The 22307-nt window shown below is 42.8% G+C and carries 25 protein-coding genes and 2 riboswitches; of the genes, 20 read left to right on the forward strand and 5 right to left on the reverse strand.

Features of this window, described 5'->3' with window-relative positions; genetic code table 11:
• Positions 1-50: 50 nt before the first annotated feature.
• The 4 genes from AC0VYC_RS03165 to AC0VYC_RS03180 are packed head-to-tail and all read right to left on the reverse strand — an operon-like array spanning position 51 to position 1694.
• On the reverse strand, positions 51-461 hold the full coding sequence (locus tag AC0VYC_RS03165) for a hypothetical protein (RefSeq protein WP_475389410.1): 411 nt from the start codon (positions 459-461) through the stop codon (positions 51-53).
• Between the two features lie 5 nt (positions 462-466).
• On the reverse strand, positions 467-919 hold the full coding sequence (locus tag AC0VYC_RS03170) for a LytTR family DNA-binding domain-containing protein (RefSeq protein WP_265154418.1): 453 nt from the start codon (positions 917-919) through the stop codon (positions 467-469).
• 15 nt (positions 920-934) lie between these two features.
• Positions 935-1504 (reverse strand): GNAT family N-acetyltransferase, encoded by a 570-nt coding sequence (locus tag AC0VYC_RS03175; RefSeq protein WP_268363588.1) that lies wholly within the window; start codon positions 1502-1504, stop codon positions 935-937.
• Positions 1505-1508: 4 nt separating this feature from the next.
• On the reverse strand, positions 1509-1694 hold the full coding sequence (locus tag AC0VYC_RS03180; RefSeq protein WP_047946428.1) for a hypothetical protein: 186 nt from the start codon (positions 1692-1694) through the stop codon (positions 1509-1511).
• Between the two features lie 179 nt (positions 1695-1873).
• On the opposite strand from AC0VYC_RS03180, the gene AC0VYC_RS03185 reads away from it, so the two are divergent.
• Both AC0VYC_RS03185 and AC0VYC_RS03190 read left to right on the forward strand, forming a co-directional pair.
• Positions 1874-2419 (forward strand): sigma-70 family RNA polymerase sigma factor, encoded by a 546-nt coding sequence (locus AC0VYC_RS03185; protein ID WP_041093219.1) that lies wholly within the window; start codon positions 1874-1876, stop codon positions 2417-2419.
• A complete protein-coding gene (locus AC0VYC_RS03190) occupies positions 2388-3836 on the forward strand; it encodes a DUF4179 domain-containing protein (RefSeq protein ID WP_327872518.1) in 1449 nt (482 codons plus the stop codon). Before AC0VYC_RS03185 ends, AC0VYC_RS03190 begins: the two co-directional genes overlap by 32 nt.
• An 18-nt stretch (positions 3837-3854) precedes the next feature.
• Here the strand turns inward: AC0VYC_RS03190 and AC0VYC_RS03195 are convergent, their stop codons facing one another.
• Positions 3855-5042, reverse strand: a complete 1188-nt coding sequence (locus tag AC0VYC_RS03195; RefSeq protein WP_327872517.1) for an MFS transporter — start codon at positions 5040-5042, stop codon at positions 3855-3857.
• Positions 5043-5142: 100 nt separating this feature from the next.
• Between AC0VYC_RS03195 and AC0VYC_RS03200 the strand changes: the two genes are divergently transcribed.
• The 18 genes from AC0VYC_RS03200 to purH all read left to right on the forward strand — a co-directional run bounded on the left by AC0VYC_RS03200 (position 5143) and on the right by purH (position 22297).
• Positions 5143-6021 (forward strand): LysR family transcriptional regulator, encoded by an 879-nt coding sequence (locus AC0VYC_RS03200; protein ID WP_039168487.1) that lies wholly within the window; start codon positions 5143-5145, stop codon positions 6019-6021.
• 126 nt (positions 6022-6147) lie between these two features.
• A riboswitch (purine riboswitch) is annotated at positions 6148-6249 on the forward strand.
• Between the two features lie 145 nt (positions 6250-6394).
• Positions 6395-7720 (forward strand): NCS2 family permease, encoded by a 1326-nt coding sequence (locus AC0VYC_RS03205; protein WP_024719393.1) that lies wholly within the window; start codon positions 6395-6397, stop codon positions 7718-7720.
• Positions 7721-7926: 206 nt separating this feature from the next.
• On the forward strand, positions 7927-8088 hold the full coding sequence (locus tag AC0VYC_RS03210; RefSeq protein ID WP_008344307.1) for a hypothetical protein: 162 nt from the start codon (positions 7927-7929) through the stop codon (positions 8086-8088).
• 18 nt (positions 8089-8106) lie between these two features.
• The gene (locus AC0VYC_RS03215; RefSeq protein ID WP_008344304.1) at positions 8107-8289 is read left to right on the forward strand and encodes a YezD family protein; all 183 of its coding nucleotides are present in this window, start codon (positions 8107-8109) and stop codon (positions 8287-8289) included.
• Positions 8290-8506: 217 nt separating this feature from the next.
• Positions 8507-9304 (forward strand): hypothetical protein, encoded by a 798-nt coding sequence (locus AC0VYC_RS03220; protein ID WP_327872516.1) that lies wholly within the window; start codon positions 8507-8509, stop codon positions 9302-9304.
• A 375-nt stretch (positions 9305-9679) separates the two neighbouring features.
• Positions 9680-10234: a DUF2179 domain-containing protein gene (locus tag AC0VYC_RS03225; protein ID WP_475389415.1), complete on the forward strand. Its 555-nt coding sequence runs from the start codon at positions 9680-9682 to the stop codon at positions 10232-10234.
• On the forward strand, positions 10231-10431 hold the full coding sequence (locus AC0VYC_RS03230) for an NETI motif-containing protein (protein WP_008344299.1): 201 nt from the start codon (positions 10231-10233) through the stop codon (positions 10429-10431). Before AC0VYC_RS03225 ends, AC0VYC_RS03230 begins: the two co-directional genes overlap by 4 nt.
• A 79-nt stretch (positions 10432-10510) precedes the next feature.
• A riboswitch (purine riboswitch) is annotated at positions 10511-10612 on the forward strand.
• Between the two features lie 169 nt (positions 10613-10781).
• Complete coding sequence (purE, locus tag AC0VYC_RS03235) at positions 10782-11270, forward strand: 5-(carboxyamino)imidazole ribonucleotide mutase (protein ID WP_017359824.1); 489 nt, start codon at positions 10782-10784, stop codon at positions 11268-11270.
• On the forward strand, positions 11263-12405 hold the full coding sequence (gene purK, locus AC0VYC_RS03240; RefSeq protein ID WP_475389418.1) for a 5-(carboxyamino)imidazole ribonucleotide synthase: 1143 nt from the start codon (positions 11263-11265) through the stop codon (positions 12403-12405). Before purE ends, purK begins: the two co-directional genes overlap by 8 nt.
• Positions 12402-13697 carry an adenylosuccinate lyase gene (purB, locus tag AC0VYC_RS03245; protein WP_052320336.1) on the forward strand — a complete coding sequence of 432 codons (1296 nt, stop codon included), beginning with the start codon at positions 12402-12404 and terminating at the stop codon, positions 13695-13697. The genes purK and purB overlap by 4 nt, the downstream gene beginning before the upstream one ends.
• Before the next feature lie 72 nt (positions 13698-13769).
• On the forward strand, positions 13770-14492 hold the full coding sequence (gene purC, locus AC0VYC_RS03250) for a phosphoribosylaminoimidazolesuccinocarboxamide synthase (protein ID WP_007496901.1): 723 nt from the start codon (positions 13770-13772) through the stop codon (positions 14490-14492).
• Positions 14485-14739, forward strand: a complete 255-nt coding sequence (gene purS, locus AC0VYC_RS03255; protein ID WP_475389420.1) for a phosphoribosylformylglycinamidine synthase subunit PurS — start codon at positions 14485-14487, stop codon at positions 14737-14739. Before purC ends, purS begins: the two co-directional genes overlap by 8 nt.
• The gene (gene purQ / locus AC0VYC_RS03260; RefSeq protein WP_008344292.1) at positions 14736-15419 is read left to right on the forward strand and encodes a phosphoribosylformylglycinamidine synthase subunit PurQ; all 684 of its coding nucleotides are present in this window, start codon (positions 14736-14738) and stop codon (positions 15417-15419) included. Before purS ends, purQ begins: the two co-directional genes overlap by 4 nt.
• Positions 15403-17634 carry a phosphoribosylformylglycinamidine synthase subunit PurL gene (gene purL / locus AC0VYC_RS03265; protein WP_024719398.1) on the forward strand — a complete coding sequence of 744 codons (2232 nt, stop codon included), beginning with the start codon at positions 15403-15405 and terminating at the stop codon, positions 17632-17634. Before purQ ends, purL begins: the two co-directional genes overlap by 17 nt.
• Positions 17610-19040, forward strand: a complete 1431-nt coding sequence (purF, locus tag AC0VYC_RS03270; RefSeq protein WP_039168587.1) for an amidophosphoribosyltransferase — start codon at positions 17610-17612, stop codon at positions 19038-19040. The genes purL and purF overlap by 25 nt, the downstream gene beginning before the upstream one ends.
• 96 nt (positions 19041-19136) lie before the next feature.
• Entirely contained in the window at positions 19137-20177 is a 1041-nt protein-coding gene (purM, locus tag AC0VYC_RS03275; RefSeq protein WP_475389422.1) for a phosphoribosylformylglycinamidine cyclo-ligase, read from the forward strand.
• The gene (purN, locus tag AC0VYC_RS03280; protein ID WP_008344288.1) at positions 20174-20743 is read left to right on the forward strand and encodes a phosphoribosylglycinamide formyltransferase; all 570 of its coding nucleotides are present in this window, start codon (positions 20174-20176) and stop codon (positions 20741-20743) included. The genes purM and purN overlap by 4 nt, the downstream gene beginning before the upstream one ends.
• Before the next feature lie 15 nt (positions 20744-20758).
• Entirely contained in the window at positions 20759-22297 is a 1539-nt protein-coding gene (gene purH / locus AC0VYC_RS03285; RefSeq protein ID WP_135009883.1) for a bifunctional phosphoribosylaminoimidazolecarboxamide formyltransferase/IMP cyclohydrolase, read from the forward strand.
• Positions 22298-22307 lie beyond the last annotated feature (10 nt).

The raw sequence follows: 22307 nt of genomic DNA on the forward strand, positions 1-22307 counted from the left end.
GCCACAATGAAATCTTCCTAACATGTCAATTTTTAGCCCTAAGATGCGCTTTAAGATGTTGTTCGTTTCTTTCGCTGCTGTAAAAGGTCGTTGATTTCCTCAGCGGTTGCTTGATCTTTTTTATACAATAGGTACTTGATCACAAAGAATAATGCCATAACCACAAGGAAATTCACGATGAATGAAAGGAGACTGATTTCAGCGCTGACGATGATGATGGTGGTCATAATCATACACATCACAAGGACGATATATAGAATTTGTTGAAAAAGAATCCGTTTATGACTGTACGTTTGTTTTGGGTATAGCAAGAAGGTCAGGGCGCTTGAAAAAAAGGAACTGAACATGATGGCTTGTAAAATATAGATGGGCATCGTTCCAAACGTGAAACAGTAAATCAATACGAGTGCAGTAAAGATTATACAAAATGAGATCAAAAGATTTGTGATATAACGTTTCATTCTGTTCACTTCCTCCGTAATCCAAGCTTCTCTTTTAATGCTTGGATATAAAAACGTGAAATCATTACTTTTTCTTTATTTGTAAGGCTTGCTTCAAAACGGCCACTCGTTTTAGGAGAAATAGCGGCAATAGAATCTATATTTAGAATCATCGATTTTGAAATCCTGACATAATCGTGCGCTTCAAGCTGTTTTTCAAGTTCAAATAACTTTTCCTTTAAGAGAAACACTCCATCTGACGTATACAAGAACGATCTTTTATCAACGCTTTCTATATATAAAATGTCGTGATAATAGACCTTTTTCACTCTTTCTTTCGTGGGTTCTTGTGCTAAGAAATAGGGGGCTGACTGCTCCACTTGCTGGACAAGTTTTTCAATCGCCGGATTCAGCTCATAAATGTGAAAAGAAACATACTCTGGTTGCGGCTTTTGGATGAAATGAATATCCGTTTTCATTTGTTTCTCCTCTGTTTAATAGGATTTTTCGTAATCTCTCTTCAAAATCGAATACATATACACATCATCGAATCCCTTCTGACCCAATTCATACTCTCTTAATAAACCCTCTTGTACAAAATGTATCTTCTCCAATAATTGAACAGAAGACGTATTTGCTGGATCAATGATCGCTTCAATCCGATTCAAGTTCATCTCCTGAAATCCATACCGCAACACCGCAGTAATTGCTTCCTTCATGATGCCTTTTCGCCAATGATCTTGGTGTAATTCATAGCCAATTTCCGTACGGCGGTGCTGTTTTTCTAGATTGAGAAAGCCGCAGCTGCCGATGATGGCTGGATTTTCTTTTAGAGAAATGCCCCAGCGGATGCCTGTTTGTTCTTTGAAGATATTGTCATACCATTTGATTTCCCCTTTTGTGTCCTCGATGGTTTCATGTGCATCAATGCCCATGTAGCGGCACACGGTTTCATTGGATAAATAGATGTGCATATCCTCAGCATCTGTGATCGTTGCTTGTTTTAAGATCAGTCTTTCGGTATGTATTGTTGGAAATGATTGCGGAAAAGTGATTTTGTTCATGCGTTTATCCTCCATGTGATGTCTTTTGTTCTGTACATGCCTTACAATAAAAAACCCCTTCATTTCTTAGCCAAGCCTTTACTTCTGTCATTCCTCGTCTCTTTGGATAGACCAGCTTAACGTACACTTCTTCGTTACCTTCTATTTTCTTTTGGCAGCTAGCACAAGCAGGTTCTTCAAATAGAAACAATCAATATCCTCCTTTTTGTAGATATTTCTTCCATTATATCAAATGTTCAACATGATCTTTGCTGCCCAATCTTCACTTTCTCGATTTCTGTCCGACATATGCTAAGTAAAAGAAATTTTTGTTTGTTGAAACCGTTTGTGAGAAACCTTGCTCTAACAGGTGTAGGAGGTGTGGATGAGATGAAGCAAGTGCGTCTAATTAAAAAAGCACAAAAAGGGAATGTCCCGGCATTTGAGACATTAATGCTGATGTATCAAGAGCGTTTATATAAAACGGCTTTTCTCTATACAAGAAATAAAGAGGATTCGTTAGATGCTGTTCAGGAGACGGTCATTAAAGCATTTAAGCATCTATCGGGCTTAAAAGAACCGGCTTATTTTTCTACATGGCTGACTAGGATTTTGATTCATACGATTTTTGCGATGAAGAAAAAGCAGCAAGATGTTGTTCCGTTTGAACAGCATCATGAGAGCGTTGAGCGGCATGATTTTTTGGAAGACAAGCTGGATTTAAAAAATGCACTAGATGTGTTAGATGAGCAATATCAGCTCGTGATTCAGCTATTTTATTTTCAAGATTATTCAATTTCGATGATTTCTGAGCAGATGGGTGTGCCTGAAGGAACGGTCAAAACGCATTTGTATCGAGCAAGAAAGTTATTAAAGCAAACATTGGAGAAGGAGGAGAGTGTCGATGGAACGAAAAGAAATGAAAAAGCTTTATGATGAGATTGATGTACCAAAGGTTGAATTGACCTCTGCGGTTCGCCAAGCAATAGGAGATTTGAAAGCGGAAAAGAAAAGAAATTGGTTTAAATGGAATTGGAGAACGCCAATCTATTCAGTTATCGCCCTGGTTGTCCTTTACTTTTCATCAGGCTTCATTTTTCCTTCTCTTAATACAGCGATGGCTCGAGTGCCGTTTGTTGGACAGTTATATATGATGTTTCACGATAAAGTAGGAATGTCTCTTTTTCAGAGTGAGTTGGTGAAGCATGTCAATGAGGGGGCTGAATCAAGAGGGGTTACTGTGAAAGTGAACAGTGTGTATTATGATGCCGGGCGACTTGTTTATACGTTTACTGTGGAGAACTTGAATACAAAGGAAGATTCTGTACCATTCATAGTCAACAACTTCGATCATAAAAATGACACTTTCCAACCGAGTTACGACAATCAAGGATTGAAAAAAATGAAAGATGGCCGCTATGTTGGGCAGACAGAAGTCTATACAAATGGACAGACGATCAAACAAGGTCAGCAAGTGCCACTTGTCATTTCGAAGATTGGGGATATTGTAGGGAATTGGCGCTTCAAATTACCTGTTGTCAAGCAAAAAACCACCTTATTAGTGGGGCAAAAAGACGTGTCTATTTTAAACGGCCGTTATCAAATAAGAAATGTAAAGGTAGAAAATGGAGTGAATGGCTCTGCTATTCAATATGCCATTGATTACAATGGTTTTGCCAAAGATGATAGAGTTAGTATTGATAGAATGAAGGATAATTTAGGTAATGAGTATGAGCTTGAGATTGGAACCGTTTTAAGAAAAAAACAACTGACTTCTGACAAAACTAGAAAAGATCATTTGACAATTTTGAATCAGCCGATCAATCCAAAGGCGACTGAATTGACATTTTACACAGATGTGAGATACGAACGAGAATACAGCCACATCATTCCTCTCAAGACAAAGCTGCCTGTTCAGTTCAAAACAAAACACCATGGCATCGGAATCAAAATCATTAAGATAGAGCAAAAAGACCGTTCTGTGAATGTTGATTATCAATTTACTGGAGTAGATCAAAAAGAATTAGATCAGGATGTGATGGAGAATATAGGTGAATTCATTGGATTAGGCGATGTTGAAAAGATGAAATCATGGCCCGATCCACAAGCAGACTATGAAAGCGGATATTACTTGAAGGGGAACCATGCGAAGGTGACGAATTTAAAGACAGCTTCCATGCAATCCACCTTTGAATTTGATGATAAGAATTTAGAGACTTTATCATTAAACCATTTTTCTTTTAAAGAATATGGGCTTTATCTTGATTTGACTGAACTGAACATGTTGGCACCACAGAAGGCGATAACGGTAACCATTCCAGTCAAAAAAGAAACATCAAAAGCTAATCGATAAATCAGAAAGCGAACATAATTACACATGTTCGCTTTTTATCTGTTGATGCGCCAGTCGATGACGATTGAACGAGTACCGAATCAACATCAATGCAACAAAACTAGCTATCCCACCAATCCAACTTAAATTCGTTACATTTGTATATTGAATAATCAGACCACCCATTGATGAGCCAAGCATCATGCCGATATTCATAATTGCTGTATTAAAGCTCAGCACAGTTTCCGATGTTTCGGGTTTTAGGGAGATGAGATAAAATTGCTTCGCTGGTGTTGTCGTCCATGTGGCGGTGCCCCAAATGGCGAGCGTGATGAAGACGCCAACTACAGAAAATTGTGTAAAAGATAATGCAAAGAGCATGAGCATCTGAACCGTGATGCTGATTGAAATGGTTCGGTTTGGTCCCCATTGATCGACAGCGTATCCGCCAAAGCGTGATCCGATAAAAGCAGAAATCCCTAAGACGAGCAAGGCAATGCTTGTCATTTCGAGCGTAAATCCGGATGTCTGTCGCAATAATGGCGAAATGTAGGCAAATACCATTGTGTAACCTAAAATCCAAAAGGCTGTCGTGGCTAATCCGCTTAACACCCTACGGTCTTGAAGAATTTGCATTTGCTGCTTAAATGGCACATGGGAATGTCCCTCCATAGGCGGTAATAATCGATACAGAAGAAACAAGAGACAAGCGGTTCCTATTGCAATGATGAGAAAAATGGCATGCCAATCTACATATCCTGCTAAAAATGTTCCAATCGGTACACCGAGTACTAGTGAAACTGTAAATCCAGTGATCACCGTGGCCATCGCACTCCCCTTTTTTTCTGGCGGGGCGAGCTGCGCTGCATAATTTGTTGCGAGTACAATATATAAGCCGCCACTCATGGCCATGATGACCCGTGAGAGCATGAGCAGCATAAAGTGATGGCTAAAAAAAGCAAGCACATTCCCTGCTATAAACATGGAAATCGCCGATAAAAGAACCTTTTTTCGATTCAATTTCGATGTGGCCATGACTAAAAAGAGGGCACCCACGGCATAAAAAAGAGAATAGATGGTGATGAGCTGTCCCGCAACCGGGATGGAGATGTGCAGATCGTCAGAAATGATGTCCAGTATGCCTGATACGACGAATTCTGAAGTGCCTGTGACGAAAGAACCGACGGCTAAAAGAAATATGAGCAATGGATAAGATGTACTTTTCATTTTGAACCCTTCCTTTATGTTGAAACGTTGTATTCATTTTAAATTCCGTGCTAACATAAGTAAAATTGATGTTTTTCATGAAAGGGATGAGTGATTACTCATGAGCTTTGTTCGTTTCGAAACGATGGCTAAGGTGGTCGAGCTAGGCAGTTTTACCGCTGCAGCTGAAGCATTAAATATGACACAGTCTGCCGTGAGTCATGCGGTGGCAAGTTTAGAGACGGAGTGGGGCGTGTCTTTATTCGTGCGTGACCGAAAAAAGGGCATTACGCTGACAGACATCGGTGAAACCCTTCTTCCGCATATAAGAGAAGTGCTAAATCGAGTAGAGAAAATTCAGCAGGAAATTGCGCTCACCAAAAATATTGAATCTGGCTTGATTAGGATTGGAACATTTGCCAGTGCATCCGCTTGTTTGTTGCCAAAACTGCTTGTGAGCTATCAGAAAAAGCATCCAAAGATTGAATTTAAATTTTATGAGGGGACATATGAAGAAATATTGGAGTGGCTCGATTCTGGCATTATTGATGTTGGGTTTGTTGTAAAAGGTAAAGCGGATGAAGCGTTTGATCTATTGCCACTTATGAAAGATAAAATGGTGGTCGCCTATCACGAAAATCATCGTTTTAAGCAGCAACCAATTGTAGATATGGAAGAATTAGCGGACGAACCGTTTATTATGCCAACTGGCATGTATCAGTCCCATGTAGAGGATATTTTTTCAGAGGCGCAAATCAAGCCGTCTATTTTATTTGAAGTGCATGATTGTACGACCATTGCCCGCATGGTTGGGGAAGGACTTGGTGTGACGATAGGTCCTGAATTATTCCTAAAAACGCAACAACTTGTGCAGATCAGTCATCTGAATGTATCGCATCATCGTGAGGTGGCGCTTGCCTGTCCATCGCTCACGCAATCTTCTCCTGCTGTGAAGGCATTTTTCGATGTAGCAGAAACGGTTTTTGCCAGAATTCAGTGATGGGTGTATAAAGAACTAGATGTGATTTTCCAAATTCGTGTAATAAGACGAATGAAGCGGACATTTCTTTGAAAAATGTTCGCTTTTCGTATTGTGTTTTAAAAATGAAGTTGGTACAATAGACACAGAAATCAAATAGATAGAAGTCGTATAATGGCGGGGATATGGCCCGCAAGTTTCTACCAAGCTACCGTAAATGGCTTGACTACGTCAATTCACACTCGTTTGATATAAATCATGCATTGTTCTTGTTTGATGTCACGGTCTGAATTCACATTGTAGTCAAGCGTCCCAAAAACTGTTGGGGCGTTTTTTATTTGACTTGTGAATGGGGCAGACTAAAGCAAAAGGACATGAAGGGAGTCAGTTGGCTTTGAAACAGTTTTTTCAGTTTGATGAGTTAGGTACGAATTATCGCAGAGAGATCATCGGCGGTTTAACGACATTTTTGTCGATGGCTTACATCTTGTTTGTCAATCCGATCACACTTGCTTTAGTAGCAGTACCGGATTTTCCAGATAAATTACGAATTGATCAGGGGGCTGTCTTTACAGCTACGGCGTTAGCTTCTGCGGCAGGTTGTTTCCTGATGGGATTGATCGCCAGGTACCCGATTGCGATTGCACCAGGTATGGGACTGAATGCGTTCTTCGCTTTCTCAGTGGTTCTTGGTATGGGGATCTCATGGCAGGCAGCACTTTCCGGTGTGTTTGTTTCAGGATTGATTTTCGTTGCTCTTTCTTTAACAGGTTTTCGTGAAAAAATCATCAATGCCATTCCGAGTGAGCTGAAGCTGGCTGTTGGTGCAGGGATTGGTTTGTTCATTACATTTGTGGGTCTTCAAGGCTCCGGTATTATTGCAAATAACGATAATACGCTCGTTTCGATTGGAAATATTCATAGTGGTCCGGTATTGTTGACGGTATTTGGAATCGTTGTGACTGTCATTTTAATGGTTCTTCGAGTGAATGCAGGTGTCTTCATTGGGATGCTTGTGACAGCCATTGCTGGAATGATCTTTGGTCTTGTGCCAGTTCCATCTCAAATTATCGGAAGCATTCCAAGTTTGTCTCCAACCTTTGGTCAAGCTTTGATTCACTTGCCAGATATTTTCTCCATTCAAATGCTTGTGGTCATTTTAACGTTCCTATTCGTTGGGTTCTTTGATACAGCTGGTACACTTGTGGCTGTGGCGACACAAGCTGGTTTAATGAAAAATAATGAGCTGCCTCGTGCAGGAAGAGCGCTTCTGGCGGATTCTTCTTCTATCGTCGTCGGTTCTGTTCTTGGTACATCAACGACGACGTCTTATGTTGAATCTAGTTCAGGTGTTGCTGCGGGTGCCCGCTCTGGTTTTGCAGCCGTCGTGACAGGTATTTTCTTCTTACTTGCGATGTTCTTCTCGCCACTATTATCTGTCGTGACATCGAATGTAACGGCACCTGCTTTAATCATTGTCGGTGCACTGATGGTAGCACCTCTTGCAAAGATCGCATGGGATCGTTTTGAAATTGCGGTACCGGCCTTCTTAACCATGATTATGATGCCACTCACATATAGTATTGCAACAGGGATTGCGATTGGTTTCATTTTCTACCCGATCACCATGATCTTTAAAGGAAAAGCAAAAGAAGTGCATCCAATTATGTACGGACTGTTTGTCATCTTTATTCTATATTTTGCTTTCTTAAATCATTAATGGTTTGTCTGAAACAGCAGCTCATGGAGGCTGCTGTTTTTTGTAGGGAAATTTTAAAAACATAGTTGACTTATAGGAATTATGTGTTTATGATAAAAAGACATAATTCGCTGATTGGATCACCAAAGGCGCTTTGATTTCCTTTTTTCTATAGAAGGGTTCAGAGTGCCTTTTTTCTTGCATTCATTATAACGGGAGGGGATGACTTGTCACGCTGGCTTAGGCAGGTGATTGAGCGGAAAAAGCAGGTATTGATTGAGCAGCTCCTTTTATGGGGGCATGAAGAAAAACATGAAGCGCTCATGCATTATACGATTCATGAGCTGGAAAATGAGGTTCTCTATTTAAAAGAGCGAAAGCAAAATTAGTGGGATGGGGGATGAGCGATGGATGAACAAAAGCTGAATTTTATTTTATCTGCCTTAAAAGGGATTGAATACGGGTCGGTGGTGATCACCATTCATAATGGACAAATTACACAAGTCGATACGACAGAAAAGACTCGTTTCCCAGCACACCAGGAGAATCTTCGGATTCAGAAAGCAAAGCAGGGGCGCTATCGTTCATGAAAAGTTATGAAAGATGATGAAAAGCTGATCCACTCATCAGCTTTTTTGTTTTGTCTTATTTTCTCTCCATTTAAAACCTCTTCATTCTTTTATCCGTCTATTCGTATGAACGTCAAGGAATCTTGACTGAATAGAGAGACTCCGCTACTTTAATAGGAGTCATCCGGACAGGTCACCTGAGCCTGTGCGGATTGTCTGAGATAGGAGTTGATATGGGATGTTAGAGAAAGATCAAGAGCAGGTCACATTTGAAACGAAAAACGAAAACGAAGAGCCATCAATAGATCGAGAAACGAGGCAGTCCCGCCTCAGCCGCAGTGCTGCAAAACGAGGAAGAACGGCTAAGCCAGCTGATGAAGAGCGTTCAGCCATTCAGCGCATTGCAAGAAGTGTAGGAGGTGCGTTTAAGCGCTATGGCTCATATGGGCTCGCAATGTTAAAATCACCGAGCCGTGCGATCCATCAAGCGGACACTTTACGCATGAAGTACGCCTGGATTTCAATTGTGTTATTCAGTGTGTTTTTTGCTTTAGGCAACTACGTTCAATTAAAGGCGTCAAAGACCCGTTTATTAGGTTTTGGTATTCATTATTCTTTTGGTGACGCCTTTTTGAAGGTAGCGGTCTTTACACTCATTTTGTTAACACTGATGATGCTGACGGTTTGGGTGCTCGGTAAGTACATGCTGAAAGGGAACATATTGCTGAAAGAAGTGATCATGAAGTTCGGTGCCATGCTTGTGCCGGTTTTGGTTTTATCTATCCTTTGGCTTGTATTTGCCATGCTGAATATTCCATATGTAACGGTGATTTTATCCGTCATGATGTTTTTTGGTCTTCAGCTGATTGCTATTGTGCTCTTCCGCTCCATTCAATCAGAGCAAGATGCTGTACGGGGAGACTTGATGTATGCCGGCTGGGTCTTTTTGTTGATTGAGCTCGTCATCATTGCCCTTTTATGGGGCATTGTCGGAGAGTATTTGATCCCATCACTTGTTCCGGTTAGGTTTGGATAATAACACGTTTCAGCGTGTAGACAAATCTTTGCGATGTGTCAGTCCTGCGTGACGGTGCTCACGAAAGTGAAATTCGCTTCGCACCGGTACTCGTCCTTCTTAGAATTCAAAAGTTTCTATCACGCTGAAAAGAAGACAAAGGGTTAAAATAAAGTTCATTTTAGCCCTTTATCAACCATCTAAAGCCTCCTTTTGAAAAAGGAGGTTTTTCATGTTGAGAAGAGGAAAAAACGGGTAAACTCTTGGTAACAAAGACCACCCCTTGTTGTCGAAAGATATATGTGTTTTTCTCGCGCAAATTTGATTGTATCAAGGTTTGTTCTCTAGTAGAATATGGGGTGCTTTATTTGATTTTTAGTGCAGGGGGTTCGAATCGTGCTTCAACAACTTTTATCCAATGCGTTCACCGTGGTTTTGATTATTTTAGTGATTAACATTGTCTATGTCTCTTTTTCCACTATGCGTTTAATTTTAACAATGAAAGGCAGAAGGTATGCAGCCGCTTTTGCTGGTACTGTCGAGATGCTGATTTATGTCATTGGTTTGAGTATCGTATTAGATAACTTAGATCAAGTACAAAATGTCATTGCGTATGCGCTAGGTTATGGAATTGGAATCATTGTCGGGATGAAAATTGAAGAGAAGCTGGCACTTGGCTACATTACTGTGAACGTGATTACAAAAGAAATCGATCTAGATCTCCCAAAACAATTGAGAGAAAAAGGATATGGCGTCACCAACTGGGTAGTAGGAGGTCTTGAAGGAGACCGGTCAGCGATGCAAATTTTAACACCGAGAAAATATGAACTGCAATTATATGAAACGATTAAAACGCTTGATTCAAAGGCGTTTATCATTTCGTATGAGCCCAAAACGATTCATGGTGGCTTCTGGGTGAAGGCTGTGAAGAAAAGGAGAATTAAAGAATGACCGCAAAACCAAAGAAAAAGAAATTCTACGTGGAAGACAACATGACGATTGATCAAGTGTTGTCCCAGATGGCGGAGGAAGGCTATTCACCTGTCCGACGAATGGAGGAGCCCATCTTTCAGGAAAAGAAGGAAAATGGGTCGATTCAGATCATTCCGATTGGGAAAAAAATCGTATTTGAGGGAAAAATACTCTAAATCCGAACATTAAAACGACGACTTCATAGATTGTTCGATAAATCCGTTGACATCATGAACATCCGTTGTTAAGATAAACATGAAATCAAAACACGAGCCTCATATAATCTTGGGAATATGGCCCATAAGTTTCTACCCAGTTACCGTAAATGACTGGACTATGCAGGATAGTGAACAAAACTGACATGGCGTTTTAAAAGCGAACAGCGCTTACCATGGCCCGGTTTGTGTTGCTTCCTAACAATGCAATACAAACCGGGCTTTTTTGTTCGGCGTTTGACAAGCTGCTTAGGTTTGGGAAGCGTGTCAAACGATACAAAATCGAATAATAGCTTAAAGGTGGGGACAAAATGAAGCCGCTTGTAGGTGTCATCATGGGAAGTACATCTGATTGGGAAACAATGAAACATGCGTGCGATATCTTAGAGGAATTAAACATTCCGTATGAAAAACAGGTTGTATCCGCACATCGGACACCTGATTTAATGTTTGAATATGCGACTGAAGCAAGAGGTAAAGGACTCAAGGTCATTATTGCCGGTGCTGGAGGCGCAGCACATTTACCGGGGATGGTCGCAGCAAAAACGACACTGCCGGTCATTGGTGTGCCCGTACAATCAAAAGCATTAAACGGGCTGGATTCCTTATTATCCATCGTTCAAATGCCAGGCGGTGTACCTGTTGCCACAGTGGCAATCGGCAAAGCCGGTGCAACAAATGCAGGGCTTCTAGCTGCACAAATGATTTCAGCATTCGATGAAGCCGTTGCAGCACGCCTTGAAGAAAGAAGAGAGCAAACAAAACAAACTGTATTAGAAAGCAGTGATCAGCTTGGCTAAGCAGACCATTTTTCCAAACGCAACCATTGGTATCATCGGCGGCGGACAGCTTGGCAGATACATGGCCGTCAGTGCAAAGCAAATGGGCTACCGGGCAGCAGTTCTTGACCCTGTCACACTTTCTCCTTGTGGACAGGTTGCTGATACAGAAATTACAGCCGCATACAGTGACCTTGAAGCGATCAGGCAGCTGGCGGACATCAGCGATGTGGTCACATATGAATTTGAAAATATTGATTATGATGCCCTCAATCAGCTGAAGGAAGAGGCGTATTTACCGCAAGGAAGCGAACTCCTTCTTTTAACCCAAAACCGTGAAACGGAGAAAAAAGGGATTGTAGATGCAGGCTGTGAAGTCGCCCCTTATCGCATCGTTCATGATGAGAAGGAGCTGAAAGATGCAGTAAATGCGCTTGGTTTGCCAGCTGTGCTGAAAACATGCAGAGGCGGTTACGACGGTAAAGGACAGTACGTCATCAAAGAGAAGGATCAGCTTCATGAAGCGGCTGCACTTCTCACGCATGGAACGTGCATTTTAGAAAGCTGGGTTCCTTTCCAAATGGAACTGTCCGTGATTGTGACGCGGTCTGTTCAGGGGGAAATTGCGACATTCCCAGTCGCTGAGAACATTCATAAGCACAATATTTTATTCCAAAGCATCGTGCCTGCACGGGTAGATGGCAGCATTCAGGAGAAAGCAAAAGAGCTGGCAACAACGCTTGCTGAAAAGCTAGGGTTGGTCGGTACGCTTGCTGTTGAACTGTTCCTGACAAACGAAGGGAAGCTGCTCGTCAATGAACTGGCACCGCGCCCGCATAACTCTGGACATTACACATTGGATTTATGTGAGACGAGTCAGTTTGAACAGCACATTCGCGCCATATGCGGTTTGCCGCTTGGCGGAACAGCTCTTTTATCAGAGGGTATGATGGTGAACTTGCTGGGCGATGAAGTGGACATCCCAAAAGAACATCCTGAGCTTTTAAAGGAAGCGAAGCTTTATCTATATGGCAAACATGAAGTAAAAGCCGGCCGCAAAATGGGGCATATGACATTTATGAAACAGCTTGATGATAAATGGATGGCAAACATCACAAAGATATGGACTGAAAGAGATGGAGGAAACGGGAAATGATCGAACGTTACGCACGACCAGAAATGTCAGCAATCTGGACAGAGGAAAACAAATTTAATGCATGGCTTGAAGTAGAAATTCTCGCTTGTGAAGCTTGGGCAGAACTTGGCATCATTCCGAAAGAAGACGTTGTGACTATGCGTAAGAATGCAAGCTTTGATATTGATCGTATTTTAGAGATTGAACAAGACACGCGCCATGACGTGGTTGCCTTTACGCGTGCTGTATCTGAATCTCTAGGAGAAGAAAGAAAGTGGGTTCATTACGGGCTAACATCTACAGACGTAGTGGATACGGCGCTTTCATATCTATTAAAACAGGCGAACGATATTTTGCTCAAGGACATTGAGAGATTTGTTGACATACTAAAAGAAAAAGCAAAAGAGCACAAATATACAGTCATGATGGGCCGTACGCACGGTGTACACGCTGAACCGACAACATTTGGCTTGAAGCTTGCTCTTTGGTACGAGGAAATGAAGCGTAACTTAGAACGTTTTAAACAAGCAAAAGCTGGCATCGAATACGGCAAAATCTCTGGTGCTGTTGGCACATATGCGAACATCGACCCGTTTGTTGAGCAATATGTATGTGAGAAACTTGGCATCAAAGCTGCACCAATTTCAACCCAAACCTTGCAGCGTGACCGTCATGCAGATTACATGGCTACTCTTGCACTCGTCGCAACAAGCATTGAGAAATTTGCTGTTGAAATTCGTGGTCTTCAAAAGAGTGAAACACGTGAAGTAGAAGAGTTCTTTGCAAAAGGACAAAAAGGATCATCAGCGATGCCTCATAAACGAAACCCGATCGGTTCTGAAAATATGACGGGGATTGCCCGTGTCATCCGTGGTTATATGCTGACTGCTTATGAAAATGTACCGCTATGGCATGAGCGTGATATTTCTCATTCATCTGCTGAACGCATCATTTTACCAGATGCAACGATTGCACTGAACTATATGCTGAACCGTTTCTCTAACATTGTGAAGAATTTGACGGTGTTCCCTGAAAACATGAAACGCAACATGGACCGCACACTTGGCTTGATCTACTCTCAGCGTGTTCTTCTTGCACTTATTGATACAGGTATGGCACGTGAAGAAGCATATGACACGGTTCAGCCAAAGGCGATGGAAGCTTGGGAGAAACAAGTACCATTCCGTTCATTAGTAGAAGCAGAAGAGAAAATCACTTCACGCTTAACACCTGAACAAATCGCTGACTGCTTCGATTACAACTATCACTTGAAAAATGTCGATATGATTTTCGAACGTCTAGGTCTTGCGTAAGAAATGGGCCGCCTGCTAGTCAGGCGCCTAATCCTGAAAATTGCCAACATTCAAATTAGGAGGCCAATCTGAATGACTGTGAAACAAGAACTTCTCTACGAAGGCAAAGCGAAAAGAATCTATCAGACCGATGACGAGCATATTTTATATGTCGAATATAAAGACTCAGCTACAGCATTTAACGGTGAAAAGAAAGCTGAAATTGAAGGCAAAGGCAGACTGAATAACGAAATTTCCAGCTTGATTTTTCAAATGCTACATGAGAAAGGGATCAACAATCACTTTGTGAAACGCCTATCTGAAACAGAACAGCTCATTCAAAAGGTAGACATCGTACCGCTTGAAGTCGTTGTGCGAAACGTGGTGGCAGGCAGTATGTCAAAGCGTCTTGGAATTCCAGAGGGAACGAAACTGGACACACCTTTGATCGAGTTTTACTACAAAGATGATGCACTCGGCGATCCGCTCATTACAGAAGATCATATTCGCATTTTACATGCAGCGACACCTGAGCAGGTCGAGGAAATGAAACAAATCACAAGACAAGTGAATGAAGAATTGAAGCAAATCTTCTCAGATTGCCATGTGAATTTAATTGATTTCAAGCTTGAATTCGGAATAGATCACGAGAATCGTATTTTGCTAGCTGATGAGATTTCACCTGATACGTGCAGGCTTTGGGACAAAGACACAAACGAAAAGCTTGATAAAGACGTGTTCAGACGAAACCTGGGCGGCTTAACAAATGCATACGAAGAAATTTTCAAAAGACTTGGAGGCCATAAACATGTATAAAGTGAAAATTTTTGTCAGCTTAAAAGAGAGCGTTCTTGATCCACAAGGAAGTGCCGTGCAGCGCGCTTTGCACAGCATGTCTTATCAGGAAGTAAAGGATGTCCGTATCGGGAAATATATGGAGCTAGTCATTGAGAAATCAGAACGTGACTTAGATACAGTGGTCAAAGAAATGTGTGAAAAATTGCTTGCCAATACGGTGATTGAAGATTACCGCTATGAGGTGGAGGAGGTTGTCGCACAGTGAAGTTTGCAGTGATCGTCTTGCCTGGCTCTAACTGTGATATCGATATGTACCATGCGATTCAAGATGAGTTAGGTGAACAAGTTGAATATGTATGGCACGACGAAACGAGTCTTGATGGTTTTGACGGTGTACTCGTACCAGGCGGTTTCTCTTATGGGGATTACTTAAGATGCGGTGCGATTGCTCGTTTTTCTAACATCATGCCGGCTGTGAAAAAAGCAGCTGCGGAAGGAAAACCTGTTCTTGGTGTTTGTAACGGGTTCCAAATTCTTCAAGAGCTTGGCATTCTGCCAGGCGCAATGAGACGGAATAAAGATCTAAAATTTATCTGTCGTCCAGTTGAACTCATTGTAGAGAACAACGAAACGCAATTTACAAGCGGTTATCAAAAAGGTGAATCGATTACGATTCCTGTAGCACACGGTGAAGGTAACTTCTACTGTGACGAAGACACGTTAGCGAAGCTGATTGAACGAGGCCAAATCGCTTTCACTTACGGTGACGATATTAACGGCAGTGTCAATCGAATTGCAGGTGTAACGAATGAACAGGGCAATGTACTCGGCATGATGCCGCACCCTGAGCGCGCGGTTGACTCATTACTAGGCAGCGCAGACGGACTTAAATTGTTTCAATCTATCGTGAAAAATTGGAGGGACACTCATGTCACTACTGCTTGAACCAAGTCACAAGCAAATTAAAGAAGAGAAATTGTATCAGCAAATGGGATTGAGTGATGAAGAATTCGCTTTAATCGAATCCATTATTGGCAGGCTGCCAAATTACACAGAAACAGGTATCTTTTCTGTCATGTGGTCAGAGCATTGCAGTTATAAAAACTCAAAGCCTGTTTTAAGCAAATTCCCGACAAAAGGAGAGCATGTTCTTCAAGGTCCTGGGGAAGGCGCTGGAATCGTTGATATTGGAGACAACCAAGCGGTTGTATTTAAAATCGAATCACATAACCATCCATCTGCAATTGAACCGTATCAAGGAGCGGCAACAGGTGTCGGCGGAATCATCCGTGATGTATTCTCCATGGGGGCTCGTCCAATTGCGGTATTAAACTCTCTTCGTTTTGGTGAACTGACTTCACCGCGCGTGAAGTACTTGTTTGAAGAAGTAGTGGCAGGGATTGCAGGCTATGGAAACTGTATCGGTATTCCAACAGTCGGCGGAGAAGTTCATTTTGATCAAAGCTATGAAGGCAACCCGCTCGTTAACGCGATGTGTGTAGGGTTAATCAACCATGAAGACATCAAGAAAGGGCAGGCAAAAGGTGTTGGCAATACGGTCATGTACGTTGGTGCTAAAACGGGACGTGACGGGATTCACGGTGCAACATTTGCGTCTGAAGAATTTTCTGATGAATCAGAAGAAAAACGTTCAGCGGTTCAAGTCGGCGATCCATTCATGGAAAAACTTTTGCTTGAAGCGTGCCTTGAAGTCATCAAAAACGATGCGCTCGTTGGAATTCAAGATATGGGAGCGGCTGGCTTAACAAGCTCAAGTGCAGAAATGGCGAGTAAAGCAGGTTCTGGGATTGAGATGAATTTAGACCTCATTCCGCAGCGTGAAACAGGCATGTCCGCATACGAAATGATGCTGTCTGAATCACAAGAGAGAATGCTTCTAGTCATTGAAAAAGGCCGTGAGCAAGAAATCATTGATATTTTCGAAAAATACGATCTTGAAGCGGTATCAGTCGGTCATGTGACAGACGATAAAATGCTTCGTTTACTCCATCAAGGAGAAGTGGTGTGTGAGCTTCCTGTTGATGCTCTTGCAGAAGAAGCACCGGTTTATCACAAGCCGTCAAGTGAGCCTGCATACTATCGCGAGTTTTTAGAAACAAAAGTCGAAGCTCCAGCGATCACAGATGCAGCAGATACATTGAAACAGCTGTTAAAGCAGCCAACGATTGCGAGTAAAGAATGGGTTTACGATCAATACGACTATATGGTTCGTACAAACACTGTCGTTGCACCTGGCTCTGATGCGGGTGTGCTCAGAATCCGTGGGACGAAAAAAGCTCTTGCGATGACAACAGATTGTAACGCACGTTATCTCTACCTTGATCCAGAGGTTGGCGGGAAGATCGCCGTCGCAGAAGCTGCACGTAACATTGTCTGCTCAGGCGCTCGTCCGCTTGCAGTAACAGATAACTTGAACTTCGGTAACCCGGAGAAACCAGAAATCTTCTGGCAGATTGAAAAGTCTGCTGACGGCATTAGCGAAGCTTGCCGTACATTAAGCACACCGGTCATCGGCGGTAACGTCTCTTTATATAACGAGTCAAATGGTACAGCCATTTACCCAACGCCAGTTATTGGCATGGTTGGTTTGATTGAAGATACAGCTCATATTACGACTCAATCGTTCCAACAGGCAGGCGATGTGATTTTCGTCATTGGTGAAACGAAGGAAGAATTCGCAGGCAGTGAGCTTCAAAAAATGACAGAAGGCCGTATCTACGGAAAAGCACCAGAAATTGATTTGGATGTAGAACTGGCGCGTCAAGAAGCCCTATTAGCAGCAATTCAAAACGGACTTGTTCAGTCAGCACATGATGTGTCTGAAGGCGGTCTTGGTGTAGCACTAGCTGAAAGTACATTTGGAACAGATGGTCTTGGCGCTGATATCCAGCTCGATCTAAACAGCGCTGCATCACTATTCAGTGAATCACAGTCACGTTTTGTCGTCACAGTGAAACCAGAAAATCGCGAAGCGTTTGCTGCGGCTGTGCAAGATGCAAAAGAAGTCGGAACGGTCACAAATGATGGTGTATTCACTGTCAAAAATCAAGAAGGACAACAATGGATTCATGCGGCAGTCAACGAGCTTGAACGCGCATGGAAAGGAGCGATCCCATGCTTGCTGAAATCAGAGGCTTAAACGAAGAATGTGGCGTCTTTGGGGTTTGGGGACACGAAGAAGCCCCGCAAATCACATATTACGGATTGCATAGCCTTCAGCACCGAGGACAAGAAGGTGCGGGAATTATTGCAACAGACGGTGAAAACTTGACGTCACACAAAGGCCTTGGACTGATTACGGAAGTGTTCCAAAATGGTGAGCTTAAGGATTTAAAGGGAAAAGGTGCGATCGGACACGTTCGGTATGCGACAGCAGGCGGAGGCGGCTTTGAGAATGTGCAGCCCCTCTTCTTCCGCTCGCAAAACAATGGCAGTCTTGCCCTTGCTCATAATGGAAACTTGGTCAATGCAACGCAATTAAAACAGCAGCTAGAGAACCAAGGAAGTATTTTTCAAACGTCTTCTGATACCGAAGTGCTCGCTCACTTAATTAAGCGTAGCGGATATATGGATTTGAAGGATCAAATCAAAAATGCTCTGTCTATGTTAAAAGGAGCTTATGCTTTCCTAATCATGACAGAAACAGAAATGATCGTAGCGCTTGATCCGAACGGATTACGCCCACTTTCACTTGGTATGCTTGGGGATGCTTATGTTGTCGCTTCTGAAACATGTGCATTTGATGTCGTCGGTGCTACCTATTTACGAGATGTAGAGCCTGGCGAAATGCTGATCATTAATGATGACGGCTTAAAATCTGAGCGTTTCTCGATGAACATTAACCGCAGCATGTGCAGCATGGAATACATTTATTTCTCAAGACCGGACAGCAATATCAATGGCATCAACGTGCATAGTGCGAGAAAGAATCTTGGTAAGAAGCTTGCAGAAGAAGCACATGTCGAAGCAGATGTCGTGACAGGTGTGCCAGACTCCAGTATTTCTGCAGCGATTGGCTATGCCGAAGCAACAGGTATTCCATATGAGCTAGGTTTAATTAAAAACCGTTATGTTGGCCGGACATTTATTCAGCCGTCTCAAGCATTGCGTGAGCAGGGCGTGCGCATGAAGCTGTCTGCTGTGCGCGGGGTGGTCGAAGGCAAACGTGTCGTCATGGTGGATGATTCCATCGTACGCGGAACCACAAGCCGCCGGATTGTGACGATGCTAAGAGAAGCGGGAGCGACGGAAGTGCATGTACGCATTAGTTCACCGCCAATCGCTCATCCGTGTTTTTATGGAATTGATACGTCTACACACGAAGAGCTGATTGCATCATCTCATTCAGTGGAAGAAATTAGACAGGAAATCGGTGCAGACACCATTGCATTTTTATCTGTAGACGGTTTAATGGACGGGATTGGCAGAAAGTATGATGATCCGCAGCGTGGTCAGTGTTTAGCATGCTTTACTGGAAAATACCCGACCGAAATTTATGAAGATACTGTCCTTCCTCATGTGAAGGAAACAGTCCTGACGAAATAATCGAATAATGGAGCAGCAGTCAACGTGATTTGATATGCTGCTCTTTCATTCTGCCGAAAATACATGAAAGACAAGCAGATAAAAGGAGTGAATGGGATGTCAGAAGCATATAAAAACGCCGGTGTCGACATCGAAGCAGGATACGAAGCTGTTAAACGAATGAAAACACACGTAGAACGTACAAAAAGAGCAGGTGTAATGGGGGCTCTAGGCGGATTTGGCGGTATGTTTGATTTATCTGAACTGCCATACAAAAAGCCCGTTCTTGTCTCAGGAACAGACGGTGTTGGTACGAAATTAAAGCTAGCATTTTTAATGGATCAACACGATACGATCGGTGTAGATGCTGTTGCTATGTGTGTGAACGATGTGCTTGCACAAGGGGCAGAGCCGCTCTTTTTCTTAGATTACTTAGCAGTTGGAAAAGCAGATCCTTTGAAAATTGAATCCATCGTCAAAGGTGTAGCTGACGGATGCGAGCAGTCTGGTTCAGCGCTTGTCGGCGGAGAGACAGCAGAAATGCCGGGTCTTTACACAGAAGAAGAATATGATATTGCTGGATTTTCTGTAGGTGTCGTTGAAAAGGATGAAATCGTCACAGGAGAGAACATCAAGGAAGGTCATTTGCTGATTGGACTCAGCTCTAGCGGAATTCATAGCAATGGCTATTCTCTTGTACGAAAAGTATTGCTGGAAGACGCAGGACTAGACCTTCACCAAACATATGAACCTTTTACAAGACCGCTTGGAGAAGAGCTGCTCGAACCGACGAAGATTTATGTCAAGCCTGTTCTTAAACAAGTGAAAGCTGGCAAGGTTGACGGTATGGCACATGTGACAGGCGGTGGCTTTATTGAGAATTTACCACGTATGCTGCCTGAAGGGCTTGGTGTTGAGATTGATAATGGCTCATGGCCGGTCCCGCCTATTTTCTCCTTTATTCAAGAAAAAGGGCAATTAAAAGCAGAAGAGATGTTCAATGTATTTAATATGGGTATCGGCTTTGTCCTAGCCGTCAAAGAGGATGATCTCGTCGATGTGATCAGCGGACTTGAACAAGGCGGAGAGAAAGCCTTCCTTATCGGACGAGTTCAAAAAGGAGAAGGCGTCACTTTCGGTGGTGGAAGCCTCTCATGAAAAAGTTTGCGATCTTCGCCTCTGGAAGCGGGACAAATTTTCAAGCCATTATTGATACGTTAAAAGAAGAACAGTGGCCGGCAAAAGCCGCCATTGTGATCTGTGATAAACCGGGTGCGAAGGTGCTGGAGCGGGCAGAGAAAGAGGGCATTCCGTCCTTTTCTTTTACGCCGAAGGCTTTCCCGAGTAAAGCCGCTTTTGAGCAAACCATCATTGAACAGCTGAAGCTGCATGAAGTGGAATGGATTTTCCTCGCTGGGTATATGCGACTGATCGGTCCGACATTACTTGACGCATTTAGAGGGAAAATCGTGAATATCCACCCTTCTTTACTGCCAGCATTTCCTGGACTCGATGCGATTGGACAAGCCTATCAAGCAGGAGTCAAAGTAGCTGGCATCACGGTTCATTATGTCGACGAAGGCATGGATACCGGCCCGATTATTGATCAAGCAGCCATTCATATTGAACAAGGGGAAGACCTTGAATCCATTGAAAAAAGAATGCATGAATTAGAACATACACTATATCCAAAAGTGATCAAATCACTTTTAGAATTATCTTAATGAGGTGACAAAGGCATGACGATCAAACGCGCATTAATCAGTGTTTCCGATAAAACAAATCTTGTACCTTTTGTGAAAGAACTAACAGAACTTGGAGTTGAAGTGATTTCAACTGGTGGTACACACAAACTTCTTCAAGAGAACGGCATTGATGTCATTGGTATTTCTGAAGTGACTGGCTTCCCAGAAATCATGGACGGACGACTCAAAACGCTTCATCCGAACATTCACGGTGGACTGTTAGCAGTGAGAGAAAACGATGAGCATATGGCACAGATCGAAAAGCACGGCATTCAGCCGATTGATCTTGTCGTTGTGAATCTATATCCATTCAAAGAGACCATTTCCAAAGACGATGTCACGTATGAAGAAGCGATTGAAAACATTGATATTGGCGGACCGGGTATGCTTCGTGCTGCTTCTAAAAACCATCAGGACGTCACGGTGATTGTGGACCCGCGTGATTATGATTCTGTCGTTCAACAAATCAAAGAAGGCGGCGTCTCACTAGAGAAAAAACGTGAGCTTGCAGCAAAAGTATTCCGTCATACAGCTGCTTACGATGCCCTGATTGCGGATTATTTAACGAACTTTGTTGGCGAAACAGAGCCAGAACAGTTCACAGTCACATTTGAGAAAAAGCAATCTCTTCGTTATGGAGAAAACCCGCACCAAGCGGCGACGTTCTATGAAAATGCGCTTCCAAGCAAAGGCTCTTTAGCTACTGCAACGCAATTACATGGAAAAGAACTTTCCTATAACAACATCAAAGATGCAGATGCAGCACTTCAAATTGTACGTGAATTTACGGAGCCAGCGGCTGTGGCTGTAAAGCATATGAACCCATGTGGTGTTGGGACAGGGGAAACGATTGCAGAAGCATTCGATCGTGCATTTAAAGCAGATGAAACATCTATTTTCGGCGGCATTGTGGCGCTTAATCGTGAAGTAGACAAACAAACGGCTGAGGTGCTCCATACGATTTTCTTAGAAATCGTCATCGCACCATCGTTCAGCAAAGAAGCACTTGACGTGTTAACAGCGAAAAAGAACCTTCGTCTACTAACATTAGATGTAGAAGCAGATCTTGGGAAAAAAGAAAAGCAGCTCACAAGTGTTCATGGTGGATTGCTCGTTCAGGATATCGACACATACGGCTTAGAGGAAGCAACGATCTCTATCCCAACGAAAAGAGAGCCGACTGAAGACGAATGGAAAGACTTAAAGCTCGCTTGGAAAGTCGTCAAGCATGTGAAATCAAATGCCATCGTTCTAGCGAAGGATCAAATGACAGCAGGTATTGGTGCTGGTCAAATGAACCGTGTTGGCTCGGCTAACATTGCGATTGAGCAAGCAGGTGAAAAAGCGAAAGGAAGCGCACTAGGCTCTGATGCGTTCTTCCCAATGGGCGATACAGTGGAAGCTGCTGCAAAGGCAGGCGTTACAGCGATCATCCAGCCAGGTGGTTCCATTCGTGATGAAGAATCAATCCAAAAAGCAGATGAATACGGCATCGCCATGGTCTTCACTGGCGTTAGACATTTCAAACATTAAGGGGATGACA

Source organism: Bacillus sp. iso_77, from assembly GCF_056173625.1.

What these genes read in the sequence shown, in the direction of transcription:
- AC0VYC_RS03165 (WP_475389410.1), bottom strand. Translation starts at nt 461, where the DNA reads ATGAAACGTTATATCACAAATCTTTTGATCTCATTTTGTATAATCTTT.
- AC0VYC_RS03170 (WP_265154418.1), bottom strand. Translation starts at nt 919, where the DNA reads ATGAAAACGGATATTCATTTCATCCAAAAGCCGCAACCAGAGTATGTT.
- AC0VYC_RS03175 (WP_268363588.1), bottom strand. Translation starts at nt 1,504, where the DNA reads ATGAACAAAATCACTTTTCCGCAATCATTTCCAACAATACATACCGAA.
- AC0VYC_RS03185 (WP_041093219.1), top strand. Translation starts at nt 1,874, where the DNA reads ATGAAGCAAGTGCGTCTAATTAAAAAAGCACAAAAAGGGAATGTCCCG.
- AC0VYC_RS03190 (WP_327872518.1), top strand. Translation starts at nt 2,388, where the DNA reads ATGGAACGAAAAGAAATGAAAAAGCTTTATGATGAGATTGATGTACCA.
- AC0VYC_RS03195 (WP_327872517.1), bottom strand. Translation starts at nt 5,042, where the DNA reads ATGAAAAGTACATCTTATCCATTGCTCATATTTCTTTTAGCCGTCGGT.
- AC0VYC_RS03200 (WP_039168487.1), top strand. Translation starts at nt 5,143, where the DNA reads ATGAGCTTTGTTCGTTTCGAAACGATGGCTAAGGTGGTCGAGCTAGGC.
- AC0VYC_RS03215 (WP_008344304.1), top strand. Translation starts at nt 8,107, where the DNA reads ATGGATGAACAAAAGCTGAATTTTATTTTATCTGCCTTAAAAGGGATT.
- AC0VYC_RS03220 (WP_327872516.1), top strand. Translation starts at nt 8,507, where the DNA reads ATGTTAGAGAAAGATCAAGAGCAGGTCACATTTGAAACGAAAAACGAA.
- AC0VYC_RS03230 (WP_008344299.1), top strand. Translation starts at nt 10,231, where the DNA reads ATGACCGCAAAACCAAAGAAAAAGAAATTCTACGTGGAAGACAACATG.
- purE (WP_017359824.1), top strand. Translation starts at nt 10,782, where the DNA reads ATGAAGCCGCTTGTAGGTGTCATCATGGGAAGTACATCTGATTGGGAA.
- purB (WP_052320336.1), top strand. Translation starts at nt 12,402, where the DNA reads ATGATCGAACGTTACGCACGACCAGAAATGTCAGCAATCTGGACAGAG.
- purC (WP_007496901.1), top strand. Translation starts at nt 13,770, where the DNA reads ATGACTGTGAAACAAGAACTTCTCTACGAAGGCAAAGCGAAAAGAATC.
- purS (WP_475389420.1), top strand. Translation starts at nt 14,485, where the DNA reads ATGTATAAAGTGAAAATTTTTGTCAGCTTAAAAGAGAGCGTTCTTGAT.
- purL (WP_024719398.1), top strand. Translation starts at nt 15,403, where the DNA reads ATGTCACTACTGCTTGAACCAAGTCACAAGCAAATTAAAGAAGAGAAA.
- purF (WP_039168587.1), top strand. Translation starts at nt 17,610, where the DNA reads ATGCTTGCTGAAATCAGAGGCTTAAACGAAGAATGTGGCGTCTTTGGG.
- purM (WP_475389422.1), top strand. Translation starts at nt 19,137, where the DNA reads ATGTCAGAAGCATATAAAAACGCCGGTGTCGACATCGAAGCAGGATAC.
- purN (WP_008344288.1), top strand. Translation starts at nt 20,174, where the DNA reads ATGAAAAAGTTTGCGATCTTCGCCTCTGGAAGCGGGACAAATTTTCAA.
- purH (WP_135009883.1), top strand. Translation starts at nt 20,759, where the DNA reads ATGACGATCAAACGCGCATTAATCAGTGTTTCCGATAAAACAAATCTT.